Source organism: Streptomyces humi, from assembly GCF_001005085.2.
Lineage (GTDB): Bacteria > Actinomycetota > Actinomycetes > Streptomycetales > Streptomycetaceae > Streptomyces > Streptomyces humi.
Genome location: NZ_LBMU02000039.1, coordinates 113974 through 137712, shown reverse-complemented (window position 1 = coordinate 137712; position 23739 = coordinate 113974). Strand labels below are relative to the sequence as shown.

The window sequence follows — 23739 nt, the reverse complement described above, 5'->3', positions numbered from 1 at the left end:
GCGCCGCAGCGCGGCACCGAGGTCGCCCCGCAGCTCAACCCCCAGCTGAACCCGCAGATCAGCCCCCAGATCTCGCCCCAGGCCCCGCAGCAGGTCGCCCAGGGCGGCCCGGTGACCCAGAGCAACATGTTCCGCCCGTACCAGGAGTGCAGCCCGCAGTCCCTGCTCGACGCGAACATCCCGGTCGCCCTGCTCGCCGCCTCCCAGACCCGGGGCGTCGACTGCAACCAGGCCAACAGCCAGTCCAACGCCCTCGCCAGCGCGCAGCGCCAGGGCTGACGGCCGAAGTCGGCGCTCGGCCCCGGCATTTGGCGAACCGCGGGCGACAGCCTGCGCACGGGCCATACGACTTTTCGGGTGTTTCTGTCAGACGCCGAAGAAAACAGCGCGTCGCTGCCGGATTTGGCGTATTACGTACTAATCTCCCGTAACTGTAAAAAGTCGATCTGGCACAGATCGCACCCCCCACTCCACGGAGATGACATGCGCAAGCTTCGCAACGCCGCCGTCCTGGTCGCCGCCCTCAGCAGCATCGGCCTGGTCAGCGGCACGGCCTACGCCGGCGGCGAGGGCCACGGGCAGGGCGACAAGTTCAACATCAACCAGAGCTCGCACTGCAAGTCGCACGACCTGAACCTCGACGTCCTCGGCGAGGTCGGCCTGCTCAACGGCCTGCTGGGCAGCGCCCTGAACGGCGAGGGCAACCCGGGCGCCCAGGCCACCAACCTCGGTTCGACGATGGGCTGCAACAACAGCGCCTTCTGAGGCCTGTGACCACAGCCTTCCGAGGTCTCGTCCGGCGCCACGGCGCCGGACGGCACATGGTCCCGGCGCCGGGCGGAACACCGGGCGCCGGGACCATTCGTGTGTGTCGGGGGTCGCCAAGGTAGCGAAATACGAACGGTATTCGGCGCGTCGTCCGGATGTACCGGGTATTTCGTATCAGCCTTTATGACACAGATGGCGATTTCCCCCCGGATCGCATCCACCCCATTCCACATCGGAGATGACATGCACAAGCTCCGCACCGCCGCCGTTATCGTCACCGCATTCGGGAGCCTCGGGTTCCTGGGCGCCGGCGCCGCCCACGCCGACCAGGGCTGGGGCAAGAAGGGCGGCGACGAGTTCAACATCCAGCAGAGCAGCAGCTGCCGGTCGCACGACCTGAACCTGGACATCCTCGGCGAGGTCGGCATCCTCAACGGCCTGGGCGGCAACCTGCTGAACGGCGAGGGCAACTCGGGTGCGCAGCAGTCGTCCCTGGGCTCGTCCATGGGATGCAGCAACTCGTTCGGAAAGTAACGCAGAACGACAATCCCCGGTTTCCCGGCCGTCGGCCGGGAAACCGGGGATTGTCGTTTCCGGGGGCTCAGAACTCGATGTGCGGCCGCTTGAAGCCCTTGGGCAGGTCGGCCTTGTTGGAGCAGTCCACCACCTCTCCGACGGTGGCGGGTCCCGTGCCCTCCGGCTGGTCGCCCGGCAACATCACCTGCGGACGGTCCGAGGTCGAGCAGTCCTGCGCCTGCTTGAGCACGTGCGTGCCGTTCTTGTCGAAACGGGCCTCGCTCTTGTGAACGCAGACGGTGCCGCCCTGGGCGGTGGTCCGGCAGTCGTCCGGGGATCCGTCCGCGTGGGCCTGCCCGGCGCCGAGACAGAGCGCGGCGAGGCTTCCGACGAGCCCCGAGACGGTGGCCATCCTGCGTGCAGTGAACATGAGATGTCTTTCTCTACGGAGGTGAATGCAACGCAGCCCGGACGCGAACCTCGACGGAGTCGGGGTGCGTCCGGGCTGCCTTCGCCATGGTTGTCACTCAGCACACCGGAGGGCAGATCACTGCCGTACCGGTGCGTGACGCCGAGTTCGCGCGGGGTGCGTCTTTACTCGCCACCCTGGTTCTCGTCGTAACCACCCTGCTCGGGGCCGGGGTTCCCCTGCTCCTGCGGCTGCGCCTCCGGCTGGGCCTGCGGCTCGGCCTGCGGGGCGGCGTAGTAACCGCCGCCGACGGCCAGGGCGTTGGCGGTCGAGTTGGCCACGGCGGTGATCTGCGGGGGCGCGTCCTCGCCACCGGCGGCGGAGCTGACCCCGGCACCGAGGAGGGAGAGCCCCGCAACCGTCGCCGCTACGAGTGCGACGCGCTGAAACTTACGCATGATTGACCCTTTCTCGTCCAGGCTGGAAGGCCCGGCTTGACTACTTAATGTGAGCATATACACACGTTCCGTAGTCACCCTGGGATCTGCACCCGGCGTGTGGCGCGTCGGCCCCGTCTGCCGTATAAGCGCTACTGGACGCCGACCGGGAGGATCCGGCTCATGACACCGAACGGACCGGTGCCCGGCTCCTGCTCGTCGCCCTTCTCCACGGGCGCCACCCCTACGGTCGTCGGGGAACAGGTCACTTCGGGGCCGAGCCGCTCCGTGCCCTGGCCCAGGACGGCCGGCAGCTGCACGGGCTGCACCGGCTTGCAGGTCTCCTGGTGCGGCAGCGAACCGCCTTCGGGAACCTCACCCCTGATCCGCTGGGTGCAGGTGAGGTTGCCCATGAGGTCGTCGGTGCACGCACCCGGACCCGCCACCGCGGACGCCGAGGCGAGGCCGGCACAGGCCACGGCGAGGCCGCCGACGAGCCCCGAGACGGCCGCGATCTTCTTCCCGCTGAACATGTGATGCGCTTTCCTTCGTGAGGGCACCCGCCGAACTCAGCCGGCGAAAGCCTGGTTGTACTGGCCACAGGTGGTGTCGAGGGTGTCGGCGAGGCCGAGCACGGCGACCGGGACGTCGTTCTCGGACACCGTCTGCGGGCTGCACTCCTGGTACGGGCGGTACTGGTTGGACACCGTCGGCCCACTGTCGTAGGAGTCGGCCACGGCGGGGGTGGCGCCGACGGCGGACAGCCCACCGGCCGCCGCCACTGCTGCGATCACGACCTGCTGAAGCTTGCGCATGGAACCCTCGGTCCTTTGCTCATACAGGGAATTGGTTGCCTAGCGTGACTCGGTGAACACTAGCAGTAGCAGGACAAGGGGTTCCACAACGGACATCCATCCCCAGGGTGACATAGCAGCACATAATCACCTTATGGATATGGCGAGTTGGGTCAGGAGAGCGCAAGCTCCGTGGCCCTCGGATGGTCCGGGGCGGGCACCGAGAGGATCAGGTCCCGCAGCCTCTCGACGTACCGCCGCACGTTCTTGTAGGCGATGTCGGTGTCCGGGTACCGGCAGGCGAACCAGAGACCTTCGGGCAGCCGGTTGACCCAGGCGCACACCTGGTCGCCGTACGACACCCGCAGCAGCCCGTACGCCTTCTGCTCGGCCCAGTCCGCCGCACCGGGGATGAGGCGGGCGTCCACGTACGAGATGATCGAGTACATGTCCGGCGAGGTCGGCCTGAAGTCGGCGCCCAGCAGCCGCAGTACGCGGGCCAGCGGGATCCGCGCCAGCGACCGGTTGGCCCGCAGTTCGGCACGGACCGTCTCCAGCGCGCCCTCCAGGTCGCGCGCGGCGGGCACCTCGATGGGTGCGCCGCCGACGTACCAGCCCACCGAGTCCGACCACGCGGACTTCAGCCGGGTGTGGAAGGGCACGACGGTGCGGTAGACCGGCTGCCCGCCGAGTTCGTGGACGATCAGACTGGTGGCGGCCAGGATGCCCACCAGACTGCCGCCGTAGGGACGGCAGTAGGCCTCGAACGCGGCGGCCGCGTCCGCGTCGACGAGCGGCTCGCACACCAGTTTCTGGGCGGGCAGCACGCCGCCGGGCCGCAGACCGAGGTCGACGGGGAACTCCGGGAGCCGGCCGCCGCACCGGGCGATGAACTCCCGCCAGCGCGCGACGATCGCGTGGGTGTCGTCGATGCCGTCCGCGTTGGCCCGCTCCTGCTCGCAGAAGTCGACGTAACTCCCCGCCGACGGACCGGTGACGGGCCTGCCGGTGACGGCCGCCGCGTACAGGCCGCGGATCTCGTCCGGGAGCCGGTGGATGGAGTAGGCGTCGACGTTGGTGTGGTCGAACGCCATGTAGACGCTGGTGGAGTCCTCGCGTACGACGGCCGTGTAGATGAGGTTCGGCCAGCCGAGCGCGTCCGCCGCCGCGTCGAACCGATCCTGTAGGTAGCGGGTCAGCGCCCCCGCGTCGGTGAAGTCGCCGACCACCTCGCGGTGCAGCGACACGTCGTCCTCGTCGAGCGTGAACCGGTGCATGTCGTCACCGGCCCACCGGAAGCCGCTGCGCAGCGTCTCGTGACGGAGCGTCCAGTCGCACAACGCCCGCTCCAGCGCGTCGAGATCGACCCGGCCGGGCAGGTCGAACGCGGCACCGAGCCAGGTCGGTACGAACAGTCCGTCCTCCCGCACCGACCGGGCCGTCCTGATGTGCGACTCCTGGATGTACGCCGGCGGCCTCGGATCCGGTGGCAGCGCTGCCGCGGCCGCGATGGTCACCGGGCTGAACCTCCACTCGACGAGCCGTCCCGGCCGGATTTCGCAGCGCTGGATGTCAGAAATTCGCACGGTGGCGTCTCCTTCGCAGAAGACACCAGCTTCATCAAGGTGACGCCGTACGCGCGCGATGGCCGGTGTGTCGCCGCCGTTTCAGCGGGACGTGTGACATCTCGAACGGACAAGCGCCCCGCCTCACTCGTACCTGTAGATCCCGCTCACGTCCTCCAGTTGGGCCGGTGTGACGTCCCAGGGCGGCATCCGCTCGTACCGGGCGACGACCCGGCCGTGCTGGGGGTCGCCGGTGCCGGGTGGCCGGGCGGGCAGGTAGCGGTGGCCGGGGTGCCGGCGCTGCCAGCGGGTCCACAGCAGGTCGACGAAGGAGTGGTGCAGCCAGAACACGGGGTCGTTGACGGAGGCGGCGCTCACCATCACCCCGCCGACCCAGTGGTGGACCCGGTTGTGGTTCAGCCAGGAGACGCTGCCCCCGCCCCTCCCCCAGCCCTCCAGCCGGTTGCGGAACCCGCGGGTGACCGCCGAGTTCCAGGGCCAGCTGTCGTAGACCGGGTCGGCCAGCGCGAACTCCAGGTCGCGCTCGGTCGGCAGCTGGATCGGGGCGCGGGCCCGGCCGAGGTCACGGGTGAGGTAGTGCACGTCGGTCACGTTCTCGGTGATCTTCCAGTGGCCCGCCCGGTAGGCGAACGGACCGGTCATCACCTGCCGGTCCGAGCGCCGTCCGTTGCCGCCCAGCAGATCATCGGTCCACGGCCGGGAGTTCGGCGTCCGGTCCCGGGTCCAGTCCCAGTACGGCACGGTCACCGACGCGTCCACCCTGCGCAGCGCCTGCTCCAGTTCGAGGAGCAGCTTGCGGTGCCAGGGCAGGAAGGTCGGCGCCATGTGGGCGGTGCGCAACCGGTGTTCCCGGTCGGCGGAGTTGTGCGCGATGTGCACCCGTACGAACTCGTCGTACTCACCGCGGCGTTTGACCTCCAGCAGAGCACCCACGAACCGGCGCCGCTCGGCTCGGGTCAGTCTGTTGACGTTCTTTCGGACGTGGACCACGTGCGCCTCCCTCGGGCATCGGCGGAGGGGTAACCGCCGGACACACCTTCGGGTCACCGCGCTACGGCCGGACCGGTGACGCGGTGGCCGCGCCCGGCGGTCAGGTCAGGACAACCACCGCTTCCACACGTCGGGGTGGGCGTCCACCCACTTCTTCGCGGCCTCCTCGGGGCTCAGCTTCTGCTCGGCGATCATCAGGGAGACCTGGTCCTGGTCCTCGGTCGTCCACCTGAACTTCTTCAGGAAGGCCGCCGCCCTGCCGCCGCTCCGCGCGAAGTCCGCGTTGAGGTACTTCTGGAGCGGGGTGTGCGGATAGGCGCAGGCGACCTTGGCCGCGTCGGCGTCACAGCCCTCCTTGTAGGCGGGCAGTTTCACCTCGGTCATCGGCACCTTCTTGAACAGCCACTGCGGTTCGTACCAGTAGGTCAGGAAGGGCTTCTTCTCCTTGGCGAACTGCTTGATCTGGGTGATCTGGGCGGCCTCGGAACCGGCGAAGACGACCTGGTAGTCCAGCTTCAGGTTGCGCACCAGCGCCTTGTCGTTGGTGACGTACGACGGTGAGCCGTCCAGCAGCTGCCCCTTGCCGCCGCTCTCCGCGGTGCGGAACAGCGAGGCGTACTTGTTCAGGTTCTTCCAGTCCGTGATGTCCGGGTGCTGCTTGACCAGGTAGGTCGGCACGAACCAGCCGATGTGCCCGGTGACCCCGAGACCGCCGGCCCGCGCGATGGTCTTCTTGTCGTCGACGTACCGCTTCTCCTGGTCCGGGTGGCCCCAGTCCTCCAGGATCGCGTCGACGCGGCCCTGGCTGAGCGCGTCCCACGCCGGGACCTCGTCGACCTGCACGGTGTCCACCCGGTAGCCGAGCTCGTGCTCCAGCAGGTACTGGGCGACGGCCACGTCGGACTGCGCGCCGACCCAGGACTGCACGGACAGGGTCACCGACTTCGCCCCCTGGGCGTTGGCGAACGGCGAGGCCTGCCTGGTCATGTCGGCGGCACCGCAGCCGGTCGTGAGGACCAGCACGCAGGAGACGGCGGCGAAAGTGGTGCGGCGCATGGTCACGCTCCCTTCCCGGCACGGCGTTCCGTGGGCTGGGTGACCCGGTCGAGCATCAGCCCCAGGCAGACGATGGCGGCGCCGGCCACCAGACCGGTCGCCAGGTCGCCCTGGGCGAGGCCGAAGGCGACGTCGTAACCGAGGGCACCGCCGCCCACCAGTCCGCCGATGATGACGACGGCGAGGACCAGCACCACGCCCTGGTTCACGGCGAGCAGCAACGCGGGGCGGGCGAGCGGCAGCTGGACCTGCGTCAGCTGCTGGCGCCCGGTCGCGCCGAGCGACCGCGCGGACTCCAGGGCGGCCGGGTCCACCTGGCGCAGCCCCTGCGCGGTGATCCGTACGACGGCCGGCAGCGCGTAGACGACGGCGGCGGCGACGGCCGGGGCGCGGCCCACCCCGAACAGGGCGACCACCGGGATCAGGTACACGAACTGCGGCATCGTCTGGAAGACGTCCAGCACCGGACGCAGGGCGCGTTCCACGCGGTCGCTGCGGGCGGCGGCGACACCGGTCGCGAAGCCGAGCACGAGGGTGACGGCGACGGCCGCCAGCACCTGCGAGAGGGTGTCGAGCGACGGCTCCCACACCCCCAGGACACCGATCGCGGCCATCGCGAGGACGGCGGTGAGCGCGGTGCGCCAGGTGCCGATCAGCCATGCCAGGGCGCCGACGATCAGCAGCACCGACCACCAGGGCAGCCACTGGAGCCCGTCGCGGAGCGGGTCCAGCACCCAGGTGGTGAAGTGCCCCGCCCAGTCTGCGGTGCCGCCGATCACCGGGACGCCCGAGTACAGGTGGGCGGTCATCCAGTCGACGGCGCGGTTGACGGGTTCGGCGAAGTTCAGGGTCCAGGAGGCGGGCCAGTCCAGGCGCCCGAGGAGCCGGGCGGCGAGCGCGACGGCGAGGGTCGCGCCGAGGGCGTAGGCCAGACCGGCGGCAGGCCTACGGCTGTCTCCGCGCTCTCCCGCCGCGGCGGTGATGCGGTCCAGGACGACCGCCAGCAGGACGATCGGGATGCCGGCCGCGAGCGCCGCGCCCACGTCGACGGAGGCGAGCGCCTGGTAGACCCGGTCACCGAGGCCGCCGGCGCCGATGACGGAGGCGATGACCGCCATCGACAGCGCCATCATGATCGTCTGGTTGAGGCCGAGCAGGAGTTCCTTGCGGGCCAGCGGGATCCGGGCGGTCAGCAGCCGTTGGCGGGGGGTGGCGCCCAGCGACTCCACGGCCTCCAGGACCTCGGGGTCGGCGCCGCGCAGGCCGAGGGCGGTGAGCCGGGCCATCGGCGGGGCGGCGTAGACGACGGTGGCGAGGACGGCCGCCGGGACGCCGATGCCGAAGACCAGGACGACGGGGAGGAGGTACGCGAAGGCGGGCAGCACCTGCATGGTGTCCAGGACGGGACGCAGAGCGCGGTGCAGCCGGCCGGAGAGGCCGCCGCCGAGGCCGAGGACGAGGCCCACGGCGACGGACGCCAGCACGGCCACGACCATCAGCGCGAGGGTCTGCATCGTCGGCACCCACATGCCGAGGGCACCGCAGGCCAGGAACGCGACGGCCGTGCCGGCGGCGAGCCGGGCACCCGCGACGCGGTGTGCGACCGCGGCGGCGAGCACGGTGACGCCGGGCCAGCCGGCGGCGAGGAGGGTGAGGTAGACGGCGCGGACGGTCAGGACGACGGCGTCGCTGATGTAGCCGAAGAAGTAGAGGAAGAGGGGGTGGGTGTCACGGTTGTCGATGACCCAGTCGCTGGCGGAGGCCAGCGGCTTGGAGAGATCGACGGTGAGGCCGTGCGGCCAGGCGGCGGACGCCCAGCGGGCGTTGGCGAGGGGCACGAGGACGACGGCGACCACGGCCAGGACGAGCAGCTTGCGGACGGCCTGGCTGGCGGGGAGGGTCAGGCGACGGGGGCTCGGGACACTGATCGTTGCCATCAGACACCCTCCGGACTGGTGCGAGGGGCGGGGGGTTCCACTGGCCCACGCTCGCGGGATGCCGCCGCGCCCTCCAGCGCCGCCCCGGCGACACGACTGCCCGCGACTGGTCCGGCATCCGCAGGAGAGGGCACGGAACCCGGGCGGTCGTCCGCGGGGGTGGGGGGCTGGGCCGTTGACGCCGGGGCGCTCTCCGGTGGGCGGTGCTCGTCCCCACCCGGGGGCGCGGGGAACTGCGCGATCGGCCCCCGCTCGGCCGCGGACGAAGCACCGGCCGTGTCCGACTTCGCCACGACGCCGAGCAGCGCGTCCGCGTCCACGATCCCGACGCACCGGTCGTCCTCGACGACCCGTGCCGGGACGCCGGCCCCCGCCACCACGTCGATGGCCTCGGCGACCGTCGCGGCCGGGCTGACCACCGGCCCCTCCTCGGTCTCCCCCGCCCCCGCGGCCCGCATCGCACGCCGCACCGTCATCACCTGCTCGCGCGGCACGTCCCGGACGAACTCGCGGACGTAGTCGTCGGCCGGGGAGCCGACGATCTCCTCCGGGGTGCCCAGCTGGACCACCCGCCCGTCGCGCATCAGGGCGATGCGGTCGCCGAGCTTCAGCGCCTCCGACAGGTCATGGGTGATGAAGACCATCGTGCGGCCCTCCTCGCGGTGCAGGCGCACGACCTCCTCCTGCATGTCCCGCCGGATCAGCGGGTCCAGCGCGCTGAACGGCTCGTCGAAGAGGAGGACCTCCGGGTCGACGGCCAACGCCCGCGCCAGACCGACGCGTTGGCGCTGTCCGCCGGACAGCTGGCCGGGCCGGCGCTGCTCCATGCCCTCCAGGCCGACCTTGGCGACGACCTCCGCGGCCCGCTCCCGCCGCTCGGCCCTGCCGACGCCCTGGATCTCCAGGCCGTACGCCACGTTGTCGAGGACGGACCGGTGCGGAAGGAGACCGAAGTGCTGGAAGACCATCGCGGCCCGGTGCCTGCGCAGTTCACGCAGCCGGCCCCGGTCCATCGCCCGGACGTCCTCGCCGTCGATGGCGATCGTGCCGGCGGTCGGCTCGATGAGCCGGGTCAGGCAGCGCACCAGGGTCGACTTGCCCGAGCCCGACAGCCCCATCACCACGAAGACCTCGCCCTTGCGCACGTCGAAGGAGACATCGCGGACGGCGGCCGTACAGCCGGTGCGGGAGCGGAGTTCGGCGGGCGGCAGCCCGGTCAGTTCAGGGTCCCCGGGAACGCGGTCGGCCTTGGGGCCGAACACCTTCCACAGGCCGTCGACGGAGAAGACGGGAGTCCCGGTCCGGGTCGAGGTCGAGGTCGAAGTCGAGGTCGAGGTCGAAGTCGAGGTCGAGGTCGAAGTCGAGGTCGAGGTCGAAGTCGAGGTCGAGGTCGTGCTACTCATCACGCACCGCCTTTCAGCAGGTCCACGGCCCGCTCACCGACCATCAGCACTCCGATCATCGGGTTCACGGCCGGCATGGTCGGGAAGACGGAGGCGTCGGCGATCCGGAGGCCGTCCAGTCCGCGGACGCGCAACTCAGGGTCGACGACGGCCAGTTCGTCGTCGGTCGCGCCCATCCGGCAGGTGCCCGCCGGGTGGTACACGGTGTGCGCGACCTTGCGGGCGTACTCGCTCAGTTCGGCGTCGCCGACGATCCCGGGCCCGGGGCAGACCTCGCGCTTGAGCCAGCCGGCCAGCGGTTCGGTCCGCGCGATCTCGCGGGCGATCCGGATGCCGTCGACGAGCGTGCGGCCGTCGTAGTCGTCCTCGTCGGTGAAGTAGCGGAAGTCCAGCGCGGGCTTCACGGACGGGTCGGCGCTGGTCAGGTAGAGCCGGCCACGACTGTGCGGCTTGGGGATGTTCGGGGTCATCGAGACGCCGTGCGCGGGGCGTTCGTAGCCCAGTCGCTCCGGGTTGTCCGTGAACGGGACCTGGTAGAAGTGGAACATCAGGTCCGGTCCGGGGTGTTCGGGGTCGCGGCGGACGAACAGGCCGGCGTCGGAGTCCATCGCGGAGTTCTCCGGGATCGGCCCTTCGGTCTCCCAGACGATCACCGACTCGGGGTGGTCGAGGAGGTTCTCGCCGACGCCCGGGAGGTCCAGCGCGACCGGGATGCCGAGCGCCTCCAGGTCCGCCCGGCGGCCGATGCCCGAGTGCAGGAGCAGGCGCGGGGAGTCGACGGCGCCGGCGCACAGGACGACCTCCTCGCGGGCCCGTACCAGCAGTTCCTCGCCGTCCTTGGTGCGCACGCGGACGCCGTCGGCGCGGGTGCCGTCCAGTTCCAGCCGGTAGGCCCAGGTCTCCAGGAAGATTCGGAGGTTGGGGCGCTCGTCCATGACGGGGTGCAGGTAGGCGACCGAGGCGCTGGACCGCTTGTTGTCCTCGGGGTGGTAGGCGAGGTCGAAGAAGCCGGCGCCCTCGGTGAACGGCTTGCGGTTGAAGCCCTCGACGCGCGGGACGCCCAGGGCGGCCTGCGCCGCGTCGACGAAGTCGCGGGCGATGGCGTTCCGGTCCTTCTCGTCGACCGGGACGATGTTGTTGAGGAGGCGGGCGTAGTAGGCCTCCATCGGGACGGCGCCCCAGCCCTTGGCCCCGGCCGCCTCCCACTCGTCCCAGTCGGAGGGCAGCGGCTTGAAGGCGATCAGCGTGTTGTGCGAGGAGCAGCCGCCGAGGACGCGGGCGCGGCTGTGCCGGATGTGGGAGTTGCCCCGCGGCTGCTCGGTGGTCGGGTAGTCGTAGTCCAGTTCGCCGCCGAGCAGGCCCATCCAGCGGCGCAGGGTGAGGACGTCGTCGCGGCCGACGTCACTGGGGCCGCCCTCGATCACGGCGACGGTGACGTCGGGGTTCTCGGTGAGCCGGGAGGCGATGACGGAACCCGCGGTTCCGCCGCCTATCACGACGTAGTCGAATTCCTGGGTGTGATCGGCCATGGGGTGGTTACTCCTGGGGGGTGGGAGAACGGGTCGCAGGGGGTTCGCCGGCCGGGCGTTGTGGGCGTTCAGCCGGCGAACCAGCGCACCGGCCGCGGCGCGAGGTTCTGGTAGACGTGCTTGGTCTCGCGGTACTCGGCGAGACCGGCGGGGCCCAGTTCGCGGCCGGTGCCGCTCTTTCCGAAGCCGCCCCACTCCGCCTGCGGGAGGTAGGGGTGGAAGTCGTTGATCCAGACGGTGCCGTGGCGCAGCCGGCCCGCGACCCGGCGGGCCTTTCCGGCGTCCGTGCTCCAGACGGCGCCCGCGAGGCCGTACTCGGTGTCGTTGGCGAGGGCGACCGCCTCGTCCTCGGTGCGGAAGGTCTCGACGGTGAGGACCGGTCCGAAGACCTCCTCACGCACCACCTTCATCTCGCGATGGCACTGGTCGAGGACGGTCGGCTCGTAGAAGTAGCCGGTGGCGGGCCGGTCCGGGGACGGCTCGGGGCGCTTGCCGCCGGAGCGCAGCACCGCGCCCTCCGCGAGCGCGGACGCCACGTACGCCTCGACCTTGGCGCGCTGCTGCTCGGAGACGAGCGGGCCGCACTCGACGCCGTCCGCGGTACCCCGGCCGAGGCGGATCTTCGCCGCCCGTCGGGCCAGTTCGGCGACGAAACGTTCCCTCAGGGGTTCCTCGACGATCAGCCGGGCGCCGGCCGAGCAGACCTGGCCGCTGTGGATGAACGCGGCGTTCAGGGCCTGGTCGACGGCGGTGTCGAAGCCCTCGTCCGTGGCGCAGGCGTCGGCGAAGACGACGTTGGGGTTCTTGCCGCCGAGTTCGAGCGCGACCTTCTTGACGGTGGGCGCGGCGGCCTCGGCGACCCTGACTCCGCTGACCAGGCCGCCGGTGAAGGAGACCAGGTCGACGTCGGGGTGCCCGGCGAGGCGGGCGCCCACGCTGTGCCCGGGTCCCGTGACGAGGTTCGCCACGCCGTCGGGCAGCCCGGCCTCGGCCAGCAGGCCGATCAGGGCGACGGTGGTCAGCGGGGTGATCTCGCTCGGCTTGACCACGAACGTGTTGCCGGCCGCGAGCGCCGGAGCGATCTTCCAACTCGCCTGGAGCAGCGGGTAGTTCCAGGGGGTGATCAGGGCGCAGACGCCGACCGGCTCGTGCACGACGACGCTGTGGACGTCGGGCGAGCCGGCGTCCACCACGCGGCCCGCGCCCTCCGCCGCCACCAGGTCGGCGAAGTAACGGAAGGCGTCGGCGACGCAGTCGATGTCGACGCGGCCCTCCTCGACGGTCTTGCCGGCGTCCCGGCTCTCCAGCAGGCCGAGTTCCTCGCGGTCGCGGACGAGCAGGTCGGCCACCCGGCGGAGCAGGGCGGCGCGCTCGGCGACGGGGGTGCGGGGCCAGTCGCCGGTGTCGAAGGCACGGCGGGCGGCGGCCACCGCCGACTCCGCGTCCTTCTCGTCGCCCTCGGCGACCACGGCGAAGGGCAGGCCGTCCGCGGGGTCGATGATCTCGCGTGTCGCGCCGGAGGCGGCTTCCAGCCACTCGCCTCCGACCTGGATGGTCGCTCGTGCGGTTCGGTCCGCCATGATCGGTATTGCCTTCCGTTCCTGGTCAGTACCCCTGTGTGACCCTGAGGTCACACTCGGGGACCGTCACCGCCTGCCCTCGGACTCGGATTGCATGCGCAATCGGTGGCCGAAAGTGCGCTGCATCACTGAACATTCGGGCAAAGCGGGGCAAAAAGCATGGACCAGGCGCCCGGAAAGGGCGCGGACGACGTTCGGGCGGCGTTCGGGCGGCGTTCGGGTGGCGTTCGAGGTCGGCGTTCGGGGCCGGCGTCAGGGCTTGGCGCCGGACGGCTCGCCGTGCGAGGCGTGCCGGGGGCGGGTCTTGGTCGAGATCTGACCGACGAGTTCCCAGAAGCACACCAGCGCGGTGACGGGCGGGATCCCGAAAATCACTAACGACAACAGCGCGTGCGACGAGTGGCTGACACACAGCGCCACCGCCATGAGAGAGGCCGCCAGCACCACGCACCAGGACCGGCGCGCGCTGCGCCGCTGGGCGGTGGCCCGGAGCACGGAGAGCGCCGCCACGAACCACGGCCCGTACACCGTCAGCGGCCAGTAGAGCGCGAGCCGCACGGGCAGTACCGAGGAGGCGATGCCGCGCAGCTGTCCGTAGGAGTAGCAGACCGACCACGCCAGCATGCAGACCGCGCACACCGAGACCGCGATGATCAGCAGCGTGATGTGGGTGACGCGGCGGCCGCCGTCCAGCAGGTGGGAGTCCTGACGGACCCGGCGGCGGCTGGACCTGCGCGGGGCCGGCACGTCCAGCAGGGTGGTGGCCGCACTCACCCCGGCCGGTGCGGACAGCATCTGGGCCAGCTCCTCGACCGGATCCCAGTCGTTCGGCGCGACGTCGGGTTCCGGCGCGCCCCAGGAGTGGTCGTAGAGACCGGCGTGCTCATAGAGACCGCTGTGGTCGTACAGGCCGGGGTGGTCGTAGAGACCCGTGTTGTCATAGAGGCCGGTGTCATGCTGAATCCCGTCCATCGGATAAACCTCCACACGCTGCTTCAGGCCGCCCCGTACAGATCCGCCAAGGACCGTCGATATTCAGTTTCCATAGCATTGATTCTCTTCAGGAAATCATCGAGCAGGTCCGAGCATGAGGTGATATCCATACTTCCGGGCCAGCGGAGTACGGTCGTCGGGTGATCTTCGGCGATGCGCCAGTCCAATCGCGTCACGGTCACCTAACGACCGGCGCGCGGGACGGGATTTGGGGCGTTCGGGGGATTCACGTCACCCGGAAGAGAACCTATTGAAATACCTGCGGCCGCCCGACCGAATAAATTGTGAATATGCGGGCGGTTACATTCCGTGAATACGCAGAATGAAATGAACGACGATGTGACCGGGTCAGTCCGTGTCGAAGGGGTGGGCGTCACAGACCGTGTCCGGCGGGCAGAACCAGTCGACCGCGGTCGTCAGATAGGTCAGTTCGTCGTCACGGCCGTCGGAGTCCGGGCCGTACGAGGCGACGGCGTAGACCCGGCCGTCCTGGCCGAAGAACCGCTCGTCGACGACGTGCCAGGTGCCGACGTCCGGCTCCCCCTTGATGGTGCCGGCCAGGTACTCCAGGCGGGAGCCGGTGAATTCCCCGTCGTCGAGGGTGGTCAGGCCGAGTTCCTGGAAACCGTCCGGCTTGGGGGTCTGGTCGGAGAGGTAGAGCTCGAAGGAGGCGGCCGGGGTGCTCTCGGCGACCTGGTAGACCTGGAGTCGGTGTTCACGGTCGGGGCTGCGGTAGCTGACCACGGCGAAGCCGTACGAGGAGGCGACGCTGGACCGCGTCCAGCCGTCGGGGACGGCGATCCGGAAGCCCTCGGTGTCCTGCCGCAGCCGGTACCCCGACGGGGGCGCGGAGGCGGACTCCGTGGGGGACGCGGAGGTCGGCGACGGCGACGGCGACGGCGTCGGAGGGGCGGAACGTTTCGGGCTGCCGGAGGCGGCGGCCGCGGCGGGCTTGTCACCGTCGCCCCTGCCGACCACCAGGGTCGCCACCAGGCTCACGGTCACACCCACGACGGCGGCCCCGACGACCACGGACCACACCACCCGCCGACCGGGCCCCCGCCCACCCGCACCCACGGCGGGCGGCCGAGGAGGTATGGGCGCCGCATGCCGCCACCCGGACCCGTCCTCGGAGAACGGCGGGGCCGATCCCTGACCGGAGGGGCCGACAGCGGGCGGCAGGGAGTTCCCGTGGGCGGGGACCGGCAGAACTGATCCGTCGGCCACGGACGGCCGGCCGGTCGCCGGTGGCCCCGACGGAGGTGCGGGGTCGGTCGTCCCATGCTGCGGGATGGTGGCCGCCTCCCGGGGCTCCTCCCCCGACGACCGCGGCGGTTCCACCGACGCCGGCGGCAGGGGCGGCCACGCCTTCGCCAACTGGACCGGGCCCGGCTGGGTCGGGCTCGCCTGGACCGGGCCCGGCTGGACCGGGCCCGGCTGGACCGGGTCCGGTATCAGGGGCCGGGGTGGGCCGGCTGTCGGGGGCTGAGCGGGGCCCGGCTCCGACGGGTGCCCCAGTCCCGACTCCGGCGGCTGGGTCGGTGCTGTTTCCGGCGGCTGGGTCGGTGCCGTTCCCGGCGGCTGGGTCGGTGCTGTTTCCGGCGGCTGGGTCGGTGCTGTTTCCGGTCGTCGCGGCGGGGGCGGGGGCTGTACTGCCGTGGTCGCCCAGGTGTCCCTCGGGCCCGTCCACCACTCGGCCGGGGCGGCCGATGTCGCCGGGGGCCGGTGCGCCGGGGTCGGTGGTGGGGTGGGCGGGGTGGCGGTGGGGTGGACCGTGTCGTCGTCCTCCCAGCGCTGTGTGGCCTCGTTCCAGTGGCCCGTGCCCCCGTTGCTCATCGTCGCCCTCTCACATCCCCAGCAGGCCGGCCAGGGCGCCCGCCGAGGCCAGCACGCTCAGCAGCGCCTGGGAGTCGGCGAGCAGCTCCCGCAGACGCTCCCGGCGGGTCGGCCCCGCCTGCCCCGTGCTGGTGATCTCGTCCTCCGTCTCGGCGAGCGCCGTGCCCAGCACGGCCGTCTGCTCCGTGCCCCGCACCCGCGCCAGGTCGGCGCGCAGGTCCCGTACGGCGGCGAGGAGTTCCTCGTCGGTCCCGGAGCCGCCGGCCCCGTGGTGGTGGCTCTCGGCGTGTGCGTGGCTGCCGATGGCGAACGTGCTCCCGGACACGTTCCCCATGGTGACCCGCGGCTCTTCACTGGCCATTGCTGTCGGCCCCCTTCTGCTGCGCGGCGCCGGACGCGGTGGCGTGGCTGCCGACCGCGAACGTGGAGTTCTCGACGCGGCCGATGCTCACGTCGTTGCTGACATTGACGATCTTCTGGACGAACTCGCCGGTCTCGTACCCGGCTTCGGCGAGCGCGGCCCGTACCCCGTGCGCCACCCGGTCCTGGATGCTGCGCAGGTAGCGGACCACGTCCATCTCCTGGAAGTGGGAGCCGACCTCCACCGCACCCAGTTCGCGCACGGACAGCGCCGGCCCTTCGGGCAGCGCGCCCGCGTGGCCGCCGGTCAGCAGCCGCCACACGTACACCACGCCCCGGGCCAGCTGCGCGAGGGAACGGCCCACGGAGCCGGGGACCCGGACCGCCGCTGCGGCGGACTTGCCGAGCCAGTTGTTGTTCCGGAACCGGTGGGCGGTGCGGTCGGCGTCCTTGAAGTCCGCGCGGATTGGCGTCAGGACGTGCGGGGCGACCTCCAGCACGAGCATCCGGCCCTGGGTGTGGAGGCGCACGAACACCGTGACGACGAGTTCCTCCTCCCAGCCGCCGACGCGGATGCGCAGGAAGTGCCGGCGCTTCTCGCCGCCCTCCTCGACGGCCCGCGCCCGGTGCTCCTCGAAGGCCTGCGCGGTGTACGGCGCCTGGTCCCGGCTGGGCAGCCCCTCGGCGGGCAGGAACACGCACTCGTCGATCTCCAGCTGGCGCAGCCGGTCGCGGACGCCGTGCCCGGCGTACTCCGCGGGGATGCGCAGCTGTTCGAGCAGCGGGCGGATCCGCTCCAGGATCGCCCGGTTGCCGATCGGCTGCTGCTCCTTCTTCAGTTCGTCGCGCCGGAGTTCGACGGCGAGCACCCAGGTGCTGTAGGCGGCCCCGGCCCCGCAGAACGGGTCGGCCTCGTTGTAGATGATCAGCGGCGCGTCCTGTTCGACGCGGATGCGCTGCTTGAGCCGCTGGAAGCGCGGGTTCTCCGCCTTCTCGGCGGGGTCGTTGGCCGCGTCCGGGAAGCGCTGCGGGGAGAGCTCGGCGGCCAGGACCCGGGTGAACCGGGTGCGCTGGGCGTGCTCGCACAGGGCGATGCCGGCCAGCGCGGCGAGCGCCAGCCAGGCGTGCCAGGGTTTCGCCAGGCCGCCGATGTCACTGAGGCCAGGGACGAGCAGGTCGCCCCAGCCGGGCGACGAGCCGGAATAACTGTCGTACGAGTCGTACGAGTTGTACGAACCGGAGGACGAGCCCGCGTCCGAGCCGCCGCCGAAGGCGATGACCAGGGTCAGCACCAGGGCGATCGTGAAGAACACGCGGCCCCACCAGCGCACCAGGAAGGCCGCGATCAGGCGGTACAGCGGGGGCACCACGGTGAACCCGTCGATCCAGGGGGCCACGGCGAGCGCGATGCTGGGCAGCAGGAAGAACGCGAGCAGCCAGCCGCTGAGCGGCAGCCCGACCGCCCACAGCCCGAGTATCGCGGCGGCCCAGAGCAGTTCCTGACGGCGGGCGCGCAGCGCGTGGGCGAGGACGCGGGCCGCGTCGAAGCCGAGCGAGGGGGCCGCGATCCGCTGCTCGTTGAGCTGGAGTTCCTCGATGACCCGGTCCCGGTAGCCGGAGTCCAGATAGGTCCCCGCGCACAGCAGCCGGGTGGCCTCGCTGGCGTACGGAGGCGTGGGCGGCAGTGCGGGCGGCGCCCCGGCGGAACCCGACGGCTGTGGCTGTTGCGGCTGTTGCGGCTGCTGTGGCACGTAAGCAGTGCTCACGCGATCCCCCGATGCGTGTGGTGTGCGTTGTCAGACGGCGAGTTGACAGGCCATCAGCATAGGGGGACGACCGTGACCCGCGATACGGAATTCACCGAAGTCACCGCTGGTCAGAAGTCGGCCGGCGGTCCTGTGCGGCCCGCCCCGCCGCCATCAGCTCCCGTACGCGGCGCCGCAGCCAGGCGTGCGCCGGGTCGGCGTCGTGACGGGGGTGCCAGGCCAGCCCGACGGCCATCGGCGGCAGCGGCAGCGGCACCTCGAAGGTGACCAGGCCGAGCGCGTCGGCCAGCGGCACGCTCCAGGAGCTGATCAGGCCGATCAGGTCGGAGTCACGGACCACGAAGAGCGAGGCCGGGAAGGTGCCGACGGTGCCCACCACCCGGCGCTCCAGGCCGAGTTCGGCCAGTGCCGCGTCCACCGGGCCGTGCAGCCTGCCGCGCCGCGAGACGTTCAGGTGGCCGGCCACGGTCGCGTACCGCTCGGGGGTCGGTTCGCCGTCGAGGAGCGGGTGCCCGGCCCGTACGACACCGAGCATCCGGTCCTCGTACAGCCGCTCCACGTGCACCTCGGGCAGGGCCGTGTCGATCGCCCCGACCTCCAGGTCGGCGGTGCCGTGCCGCAGGACCGGCGCGTCGACGTGGCTCTCGGCGAGGAAGCGGATGCGGATGCCCGGAGCCTCCGCGGCGGCCCGGGCGAACAGGGCCGGGCCGAGGGCGCCGGCGATCACGTCGTGGCCGATGATCGTGAGGGTGCGGGAGACGGTCCGCAGGTCGGTGTCCCGGCCCGGCGCGAACAGCGCCCGCGCCCGCTCCACCACCGCGCTCACCTCGGCTCGTACGGCCAGCGCGTGCGGGGTGGGCACCATCCGGCGCCCGGCGCGCACCAGCACCGGATCGCCGAGGGCCTTGCGGACCCGGCCGAGGGTGCGGCTCATCGCGGGCTCGGACAGGTGCAGCCGCCGGGCGGCGCCCTGCACGCTCTGCTCCTCGAGGAGCACGTCCAGGGCGACCAGCAGGTTCAGGTCGAGGCCGCCGGGCCCCGGGGGGCCGCCCGCCGCCGGTTCGGCCGCGGATTGCGTCATACGCAGTCATCCCTTGCACAAGTTGCACTGGAAAGCAGGTCAGTGCCGAGCCTACGGTGACAGGGCATCCCACACCACCCATCAGCTCCCCGGGAGGAGCCGTGCCCCCGCACGCCCTGAAACGACCTGTCCTGCTCGTCCTGTGCGCCTGCGTGCTGGTCGCGCAGAGCATGGTCGCCGCCATCAACCTGCTCATCCCCGAACTGGCCGCGTCGTCCCTGCACCCGTCGCACAGCGAGATCCTGTGGACCGTCGACGCGTACGTCATCGCCTTCGCCGGTCTGCTGGTCCCCGCCGGCGCGGCCGGTGACCGGTACGGCCGCAAGGGCGCCCTGCTCGCGGGTCTCACGCTGTTCGCGGCGGGTGCCGCCACCAGCGCGCTCGCGCCCGACCCCGCCGTGCTGATCGCGGGCCGCGGCCTGTCCGGTGCCGGGGCGGCCCTGATCACCCCGGCCACCCTGTCGCTCCTGATGCACCTGGCCGCACCGGAGCACCGGGCCCGCGCGCTGGCCTCCTGGACCCTGGCGATCGGCCTGGGCGGCGCGGCCGGCAACATGGGCGGCGGGCTGATCGGCCAGTTCCTGTCCTGGCGGGCCCTGTTCGCGGCGATGGTGCCGCTCGCCGCCCTCCTCGCCCTCGCGGTCGCCGTCACCACCCCGCGCACCGAGCGCTCCGCGCACAGCAACCTGGACCCGCTCGGCACCCTGCTCCTGACCACGGGACTGGTGGCGGTGCTGTTCGGCATCATCGAGGGCCCGACGTACGGCTGGACCTCCGCCGCCATCCTCGGCGCGTTCACGGCGGGCGGCGTGCTGGCCGGCGGTTTCACGGCCCACGCGCTGCGCTCGCCGAAGCCCCTCTTCGACCCCCGGGTGTTCCGGTCCGCCCGGCTGCGCTCCGCGACCCTCGGCACGGCCACCGGCTTCTTCGGACTGTTCTCCCTGTTCTTCCTCAACTCCCAGTACCTGCAAGGCGTCAAGGGCTACGACGCGGCCGTCACCGGGGTCGCGATCATGCCGTTGACGATCGGCATGGCGCTGGTCCCGAGGGTCGCCGCCCGCTGGGCCGGCCGGCCGCGCGCGGTCGTCGGCGCCGGGCTCGCCCTGATCGGCCTCGGCCTGCTCGGCGCGTCCACCGTCGGCGCGGCCACGCCGTACGGGGTGTACGCCTGCTGGCTGCTGGTCATCTCGGCCGGCACCGGGCTGTCCATGCCGGCCCTGACCCTCGGTGTCGTCACCTCGCTCCCGCCGCACCAGGCGGGCCTCGGCTCCGGTCTCGCCACCACCGCCCGGGAGACCGGCGCGGCCCTCGGGGTCGCGGTCACCGGCACGGTGCTGTCCGCCCACTCCGGCCTCGCGACGGGCATGGGCCCGGCGCTGCGCACGGTCGCGCTGCTGGTGCTCGCGGCGACCGCGGTCGTGGTGGCCGGATACGGCGGCCGGACCCCGACACGCAGTATCGCGTCCGGCCGGAAACGCGTACTGTCGCGTTCGTCCGGTGCCTGAGCAACTCCCTTCACGACACGGCCGGTCCAGGAGCCCCCATGCCCACTCTGCTGAACCCCGTCCTCGATCTGCTGACCCTGCGCGGCACCGTCACGGAGACCGAGCAGCTCACGCCGCGGATGCGCCGTCTGCGCATCGACGGCGACCAGCTCGCCGGACTGGACGTCCGCCCGGGGCAGCAGGTCCGGGTCCTGGTGGGCGGGCTGACCCTGCGGACGTACTCCGTGTGGCGCCACGACCCCTCCGGCGTCGTCGAGTTGTGCGTGCTTGACCACCCCGAGGGCGGTCCGGGGGCCCACTGGGGGCGCACCGTCGGACCGGGCGAGCAGGTCCGGCTGCGCCGCCCCGAGGGCACGTTCACGCTCCGCCCCGAGGCCGCCCACCACGTCTTCGTCGGCGACGAGACGGCCTCGGTGGCCTTCGGCGCGATGCTCGCGGCGCTGCCGGCGGACGCCGAGGTCTCCGGCTGCGTGGAGACCGCGACCGCCGCGGACCGTCTGCCCGTGGCCCACGGCGACCGCCTCGACTGGACGCTCCGGGGCGGGACGGCGCTGCCGGACGCGGTACGGCGGCTCGCTCCCGCGCCCGGTGGGGTGGCGTACGTGGCCGGGGAGGCGCGGACCGTGCAGGCGGTGCGGAAGGTGCTGGTCCAGGAGGTGGGGTGGGACCGGCGGGCCGTGCTCACCAAGCCGTTCTGGACGCCGGGGAAGAAGGGGATGGAGTGACGCTCAGGAACACGGGGCGCCGGTGGGGCAGAAGGAGTCGACGGCCGCGGTGAGCGGACCTCGGACCCGTGCGGCGGCGAGGCTCTCGGGACCGCTGGAGCGGACGGCGTACAGCGTGCCGTCGGCGGCCTGGAAACGGTGGTCGACGACCTGCCTGGGCCCCTTGTCCGCGTCGTCGTAGCGGTACGACAGCTCGGCCCAGGTGGCTCCGGAGGTGCGCTGCCCGGCCCGGTAGCCCGGCTGCTTCGCGTACCCGTAGCCGGGGTCGTTCTCGGCGAGGTCGAGCGATTCGGCCGGGGTGTCCTCGGAGAGGGCGAAGATCTGCAACTGCCTTCCGTCGGACGGGGAGTCGTAGTACACGACCGGCGCCTTCTCGCCCTGCACCTGGCGCCGGGTCCACCCCTCGGGAACGTCGAGGGTGTAGCCGACGGGGTCGTGCACGACGCGGTACCCGGAGGGGACGGCCGGGGTCTGTCCGGGCGTGGGGGTGGTGCTGGGAGTGGGGCCGGCGGTCGTGGGCGGACGGGACCCGGGCGCCGACGACTTCACGCTGTCACCGGCGCTCGGTGCCGCGGCGCCGCCGGTGCCGCCGGTGCCGCTGTCCCGGCCGAAGTACCAGACGCCGAGCCCGGACAGCCCGGCGACGACCACGAACACGAGGACGGCGAGGGCCACTTGGCGGGAGCGCCCGCCCCGGGCGGATCCGGTGGGCGGCGGCGTGGCGGGCAGCCGCGAGGTATCCGACCAGGGCGGCGGAGTGTAGCCGTCACCCCGGTCCGGGGACAGCGGGGACGTGGCGGGCAGTGCCGCCAGGGTGGGCAGATCCGGCAGCCCCGACGCCGGCACCGGAAACCCGTCGGGCAGCGCGGGCGGTGATGCCCTGAACCTGTCCGGCGGCGCGGGCGGCGAAGCCGGGAACGTGTCCGGCGGGCCGGGCGGCGATGCCCTGAACCCGTCGGGCAGCGCGGGCGGTGATGCCCTGAACCCGGCTGGCGGCGCGGGCGGCGAAGCCGGGAACGTGTCCGGCGGGCCGGGCGGTGATGCCCTGAACCCGTCGGGCAGCGCGGGCGGTGATGCTCTGAACCCGGCCGGCGGCGCGGGCGCTCCGGCGGGCGGAGCCACCGGCGGCCACCCCGGCACCTCCGGTCCCTCCGCTCCTCGCGGCTTCTCCAGGGACAGCGGCCCGGCCGACCGCCCCGGCTCCTCCGGTGACCGCCACCGGTCCTGCGGGTCGGGTGCGGCCGGACCGGTCGGCCCATCCTGGCCGTCCCCGCCGTCCCCGCCGTCCCGGCCGGTTCCGTCGCGCCCCGGGTCCCCCTGCCGGTCTCTCCCGTCGTGCTCCTTGTTCCAGCGGACCATCGCGAACCCCCCGATTCACAGCGCCGAGTACCGCTTTCGACGGTAGCGGCGAAAACGGGAACGGGCCCCGATCCGGACGAAACCGGATCGGGGCCCGTGGGCCGCGGGTCGGCTCAGATGAGGCCGAGGGCGCGGACCGCCTCGCGCTCCTCCGCCAGCTCCTGCACCGAGGCGTCGATGCGGGCGCGGGAGAAGTCGCTGATCTCCAGGCCCTGGACGATCTCGTACTTGCCGTCCTTGGTGGTGACGGGGAAGGAGGAGATCAGGCCCTCCGGGACGCCGTAGGAGCCGTCGGACGGGATGCCCATGGAGGCCCAGTCGCCGTCGGCGGTGCCGTTGACCCAGGTGTGGACGTGGTCGATCGCGGCGTTGGCGGCGGAGGCGGCCGAGGACGCGCCACGGGCCTCGATGATGGCCGCGCCGCGCTTGGCGACGGTCGGGATGAACTCCTCGGCCAGCCACTTCTCGTCGTTGACGACCTCGGCGGCGTTCTTGCCGGCCACCGTGGCGTGGAAGATGTCGGGGTACTGGGTGGCGGAGTGGTTGCCCCAGATGGTCAGGCGCTTGATGTCGGCGACCGTCGAGCCCGTCTTCTTCGCGAGCTGGGTCAGCGCGCGGTTGTGGTCGAGGCGGGTCATCGCGGTGAAGCGCTCGGCCGGTACGTCCGGGGCGGCGGCCTGCGCGATCAGCGCGTTGGTGTTGGCCGGGTTGCCGACGACCAGGACCTTGATGTCGTCCGCGGCGTGGTCGTTGATGGCCTTGCCCTGCGGCTTGAAGATGCCGCCGTTGGCCTCCAGGAGGTCACCGCGCTCCATGCCCTTGGTGCGGGGGCGGGCGCCGACCAGGAGGGCGACGTTGGCGCCGTCGAACGCGACGTTCGGGTCGTCGGAGATGTCGATGCCCTGGAGCAGCGGGAAGGCGCAGTCGTCGAGCTCCATGGCGGTGCCCTCGGCGGCCTTGAGCGCCGGGGTGATCTCCAGGAGGCGGAGCCGGACCGGCACGTCCGCGCCGAGCAGCTGGCCCGAGGCGATGCGGAAGAGCAGGGCGTAACCGATCTGGCCGGCCGCGCCGGTGACGGTGACGTTCACGGGAGTGCGGGTCATGGCGTT

23 protein-coding genes and 1 pseudogene are annotated in these 23739 nt (G+C 72.0%); 6 read left to right on the top strand and 18 right to left on the bottom strand.

Annotated elements, in window-relative coordinates:
* The 3 genes and pseudogenes from AAW13_RS18470 to AAW13_RS18460 all read left to right on the top strand — a co-directional run.
* Positions 1–279 (top strand): annotated as a pseudogene (locus tag AAW13_RS18470) (hypothetical protein); the annotation flags it as partial.
* 204 nt (positions 280–483) lie between these two features.
* Positions 484–765, top strand: a complete 282-nt coding sequence (locus AAW13_RS18465; protein ID WP_046727336.1) for a hypothetical protein — start codon at positions 484–486, stop codon at positions 763–765.
* Positions 766–1011: 246 nt separating this feature from the next.
* Positions 1012–1302, top strand: coding sequence for a hypothetical protein (locus AAW13_RS18460; protein WP_046727335.1), 291 nt, complete (start codon positions 1012–1014; stop codon positions 1300–1302).
* 67 nt (positions 1303–1369) lie between these two features.
* On the opposite strand, the gene AAW13_RS18455 is transcribed toward AAW13_RS18460, so the two are convergent.
* The 13 genes from AAW13_RS18455 to AAW13_RS18395 all read right to left on the bottom strand — a co-directional run bounded on the left by AAW13_RS18455 (position 1370) and on the right by AAW13_RS18395 (position 15030).
* Positions 1370–1714, bottom strand: coding sequence for a hypothetical protein (locus tag AAW13_RS18455; protein ID WP_240528646.1), 345 nt, complete (start codon positions 1712–1714; stop codon positions 1370–1372).
* Between the two features lie 164 nt (positions 1715–1878).
* A complete protein-coding gene (locus tag AAW13_RS18450; protein WP_046727333.1) occupies positions 1879–2151 on the bottom strand; it encodes a hypothetical protein in 273 nt (90 codons plus the stop codon).
* Positions 2152–2282: 131 nt separating this feature from the next.
* Complete coding sequence (locus tag AAW13_RS18445; RefSeq protein ID WP_046727332.1) at positions 2283–2663, bottom strand: hypothetical protein; 381 nt, start codon at positions 2661–2663, stop codon at positions 2283–2285.
* A 36-nt stretch (positions 2664–2699) separates the two neighbouring features.
* Positions 2700–2945 carry a hypothetical protein gene (locus tag AAW13_RS18440; protein WP_046727331.1) on the bottom strand — a complete coding sequence of 82 codons (246 nt, stop codon included), beginning with the start codon at positions 2943–2945 and terminating at the stop codon, positions 2700–2702.
* A gap of 152 nt (positions 2946–3097) precedes the next feature.
* Positions 3098–4510: a condensation domain-containing protein gene (locus AAW13_RS18435; protein WP_046727330.1), complete on the bottom strand. Its 1413-nt coding sequence runs from the start codon at positions 4508–4510 to the stop codon at positions 3098–3100.
* 123 nt (positions 4511–4633) lie between these two features.
* On the bottom strand, positions 4634–5500 hold the full coding sequence (locus AAW13_RS18430; RefSeq protein WP_046727329.1) for a tyrosinase family protein: 867 nt from the start codon (positions 5498–5500) through the stop codon (positions 4634–4636).
* Positions 5501–5605: 105 nt separating this feature from the next.
* Entirely contained in the window at positions 5606–6556 is a 951-nt protein-coding gene (locus AAW13_RS18425) for an ABC transporter substrate-binding protein (protein WP_046727328.1), read from the bottom strand.
* Positions 6557–6558: 2 nt separating this feature from the next.
* Positions 6559–8493: an ABC transporter permease gene (locus tag AAW13_RS18420; RefSeq protein ID WP_046727327.1), complete on the bottom strand. Its 1935-nt coding sequence runs from the start codon at positions 8491–8493 to the stop codon at positions 6559–6561.
* On the bottom strand, positions 8493–9896 hold the full coding sequence (locus tag AAW13_RS18415) for a glycine betaine/L-proline ABC transporter ATP-binding protein (RefSeq protein WP_046727326.1): 1404 nt from the start codon (positions 9894–9896) through the stop codon (positions 8493–8495). Before AAW13_RS18415 ends, AAW13_RS18420 begins: the two co-directional genes overlap by 1 nt.
* Positions 9896–11425: a GMC family oxidoreductase gene (locus tag AAW13_RS18410; RefSeq protein ID WP_046727325.1), complete on the bottom strand. Its 1530-nt coding sequence runs from the start codon at positions 11423–11425 to the stop codon at positions 9896–9898. Before AAW13_RS18410 ends, AAW13_RS18415 begins: the two co-directional genes overlap by 1 nt.
* Positions 11426–11493: 68 nt before the next feature.
* Positions 11494–13005, bottom strand: coding sequence for an aldehyde dehydrogenase family protein (locus AAW13_RS18405; protein ID WP_046727324.1), 1512 nt, complete (start codon positions 13003–13005; stop codon positions 11494–11496).
* Between the two features lie 252 nt (positions 13006–13257).
* A complete protein-coding gene (locus tag AAW13_RS18400; RefSeq protein WP_079178857.1) occupies positions 13258–13977 on the bottom strand; it encodes a DUF2637 domain-containing protein in 720 nt (239 codons plus the stop codon).
* A gap of 369 nt (positions 13978–14346) precedes the next feature.
* Positions 14347–15030: a hypothetical protein gene (locus tag AAW13_RS18395; protein ID WP_240528645.1), complete on the bottom strand. Its 684-nt coding sequence runs from the start codon at positions 15028–15030 to the stop codon at positions 14347–14349.
* Between the two features lie 259 nt (positions 15031–15289).
* Here AAW13_RS18395 and AAW13_RS18390 point away from each other — a divergent pair, with 259 nt between their 5' ends.
* Positions 15290–15487: a hypothetical protein gene (locus tag AAW13_RS18390; RefSeq protein ID WP_046727323.1), complete on the top strand. Its 198-nt coding sequence runs from the start codon at positions 15290–15292 to the stop codon at positions 15485–15487.
* 357 nt (positions 15488–15844) lie between these two features.
* Here AAW13_RS18390 and AAW13_RS18385 read toward each other — a convergent pair whose 3' ends face one another.
* The 3 genes from AAW13_RS18385 to AAW13_RS18375 form a co-directional block, all read right to left on the bottom strand.
* On the bottom strand, positions 15845–16195 hold the full coding sequence (locus AAW13_RS18385; protein ID WP_046727322.1) for a hypothetical protein: 351 nt from the start codon (positions 16193–16195) through the stop codon (positions 15845–15847).
* Complete coding sequence (locus tag AAW13_RS18380) at positions 16185–17960, bottom strand: hypothetical protein (RefSeq protein WP_046727321.1); 1776 nt, start codon at positions 17958–17960, stop codon at positions 16185–16187. Before AAW13_RS18380 ends, AAW13_RS18385 begins: the two co-directional genes overlap by 11 nt.
* Positions 17961–18060: 100 nt before the next feature.
* Positions 18061–19041, bottom strand: a complete 981-nt coding sequence (locus AAW13_RS18375) for a LysR family transcriptional regulator (protein ID WP_046727320.1) — start codon at positions 19039–19041, stop codon at positions 18061–18063.
* Between the two features lie 101 nt (positions 19042–19142).
* On the opposite strand from AAW13_RS18375, the gene AAW13_RS18370 reads away from it, so the two are divergent.
* Positions 19143–20546 carry an MFS transporter gene (locus AAW13_RS18370; RefSeq protein ID WP_071659595.1) on the top strand — a complete coding sequence of 468 codons (1404 nt, stop codon included), beginning with the start codon at positions 19143–19145 and terminating at the stop codon, positions 20544–20546.
* Between the two features lie 38 nt (positions 20547–20584).
* Positions 20585–21271 (top strand): siderophore-interacting protein, encoded by a 687-nt coding sequence (locus tag AAW13_RS18365; RefSeq protein ID WP_046727318.1) that lies wholly within the window; start codon positions 20585–20587, stop codon positions 21269–21271.
* A gap of 3 nt (positions 21272–21274) precedes the next feature.
* Here the strand turns inward: AAW13_RS18365 and AAW13_RS18360 are convergent, their stop codons facing one another.
* Positions 21275–22117: a hypothetical protein gene (locus tag AAW13_RS18360; RefSeq protein WP_143145014.1), complete on the bottom strand. Its 843-nt coding sequence runs from the start codon at positions 22115–22117 to the stop codon at positions 21275–21277.
* A gap of 626 nt (positions 22118–22743) precedes the next feature.
* Positions 22744–23733 (bottom strand): malate dehydrogenase, encoded by a 990-nt coding sequence (locus AAW13_RS18355; RefSeq protein ID WP_046727316.1) that lies wholly within the window; start codon positions 23731–23733, stop codon positions 22744–22746.
* Positions 23734–23739: the final 6 nt, after the last annotated feature.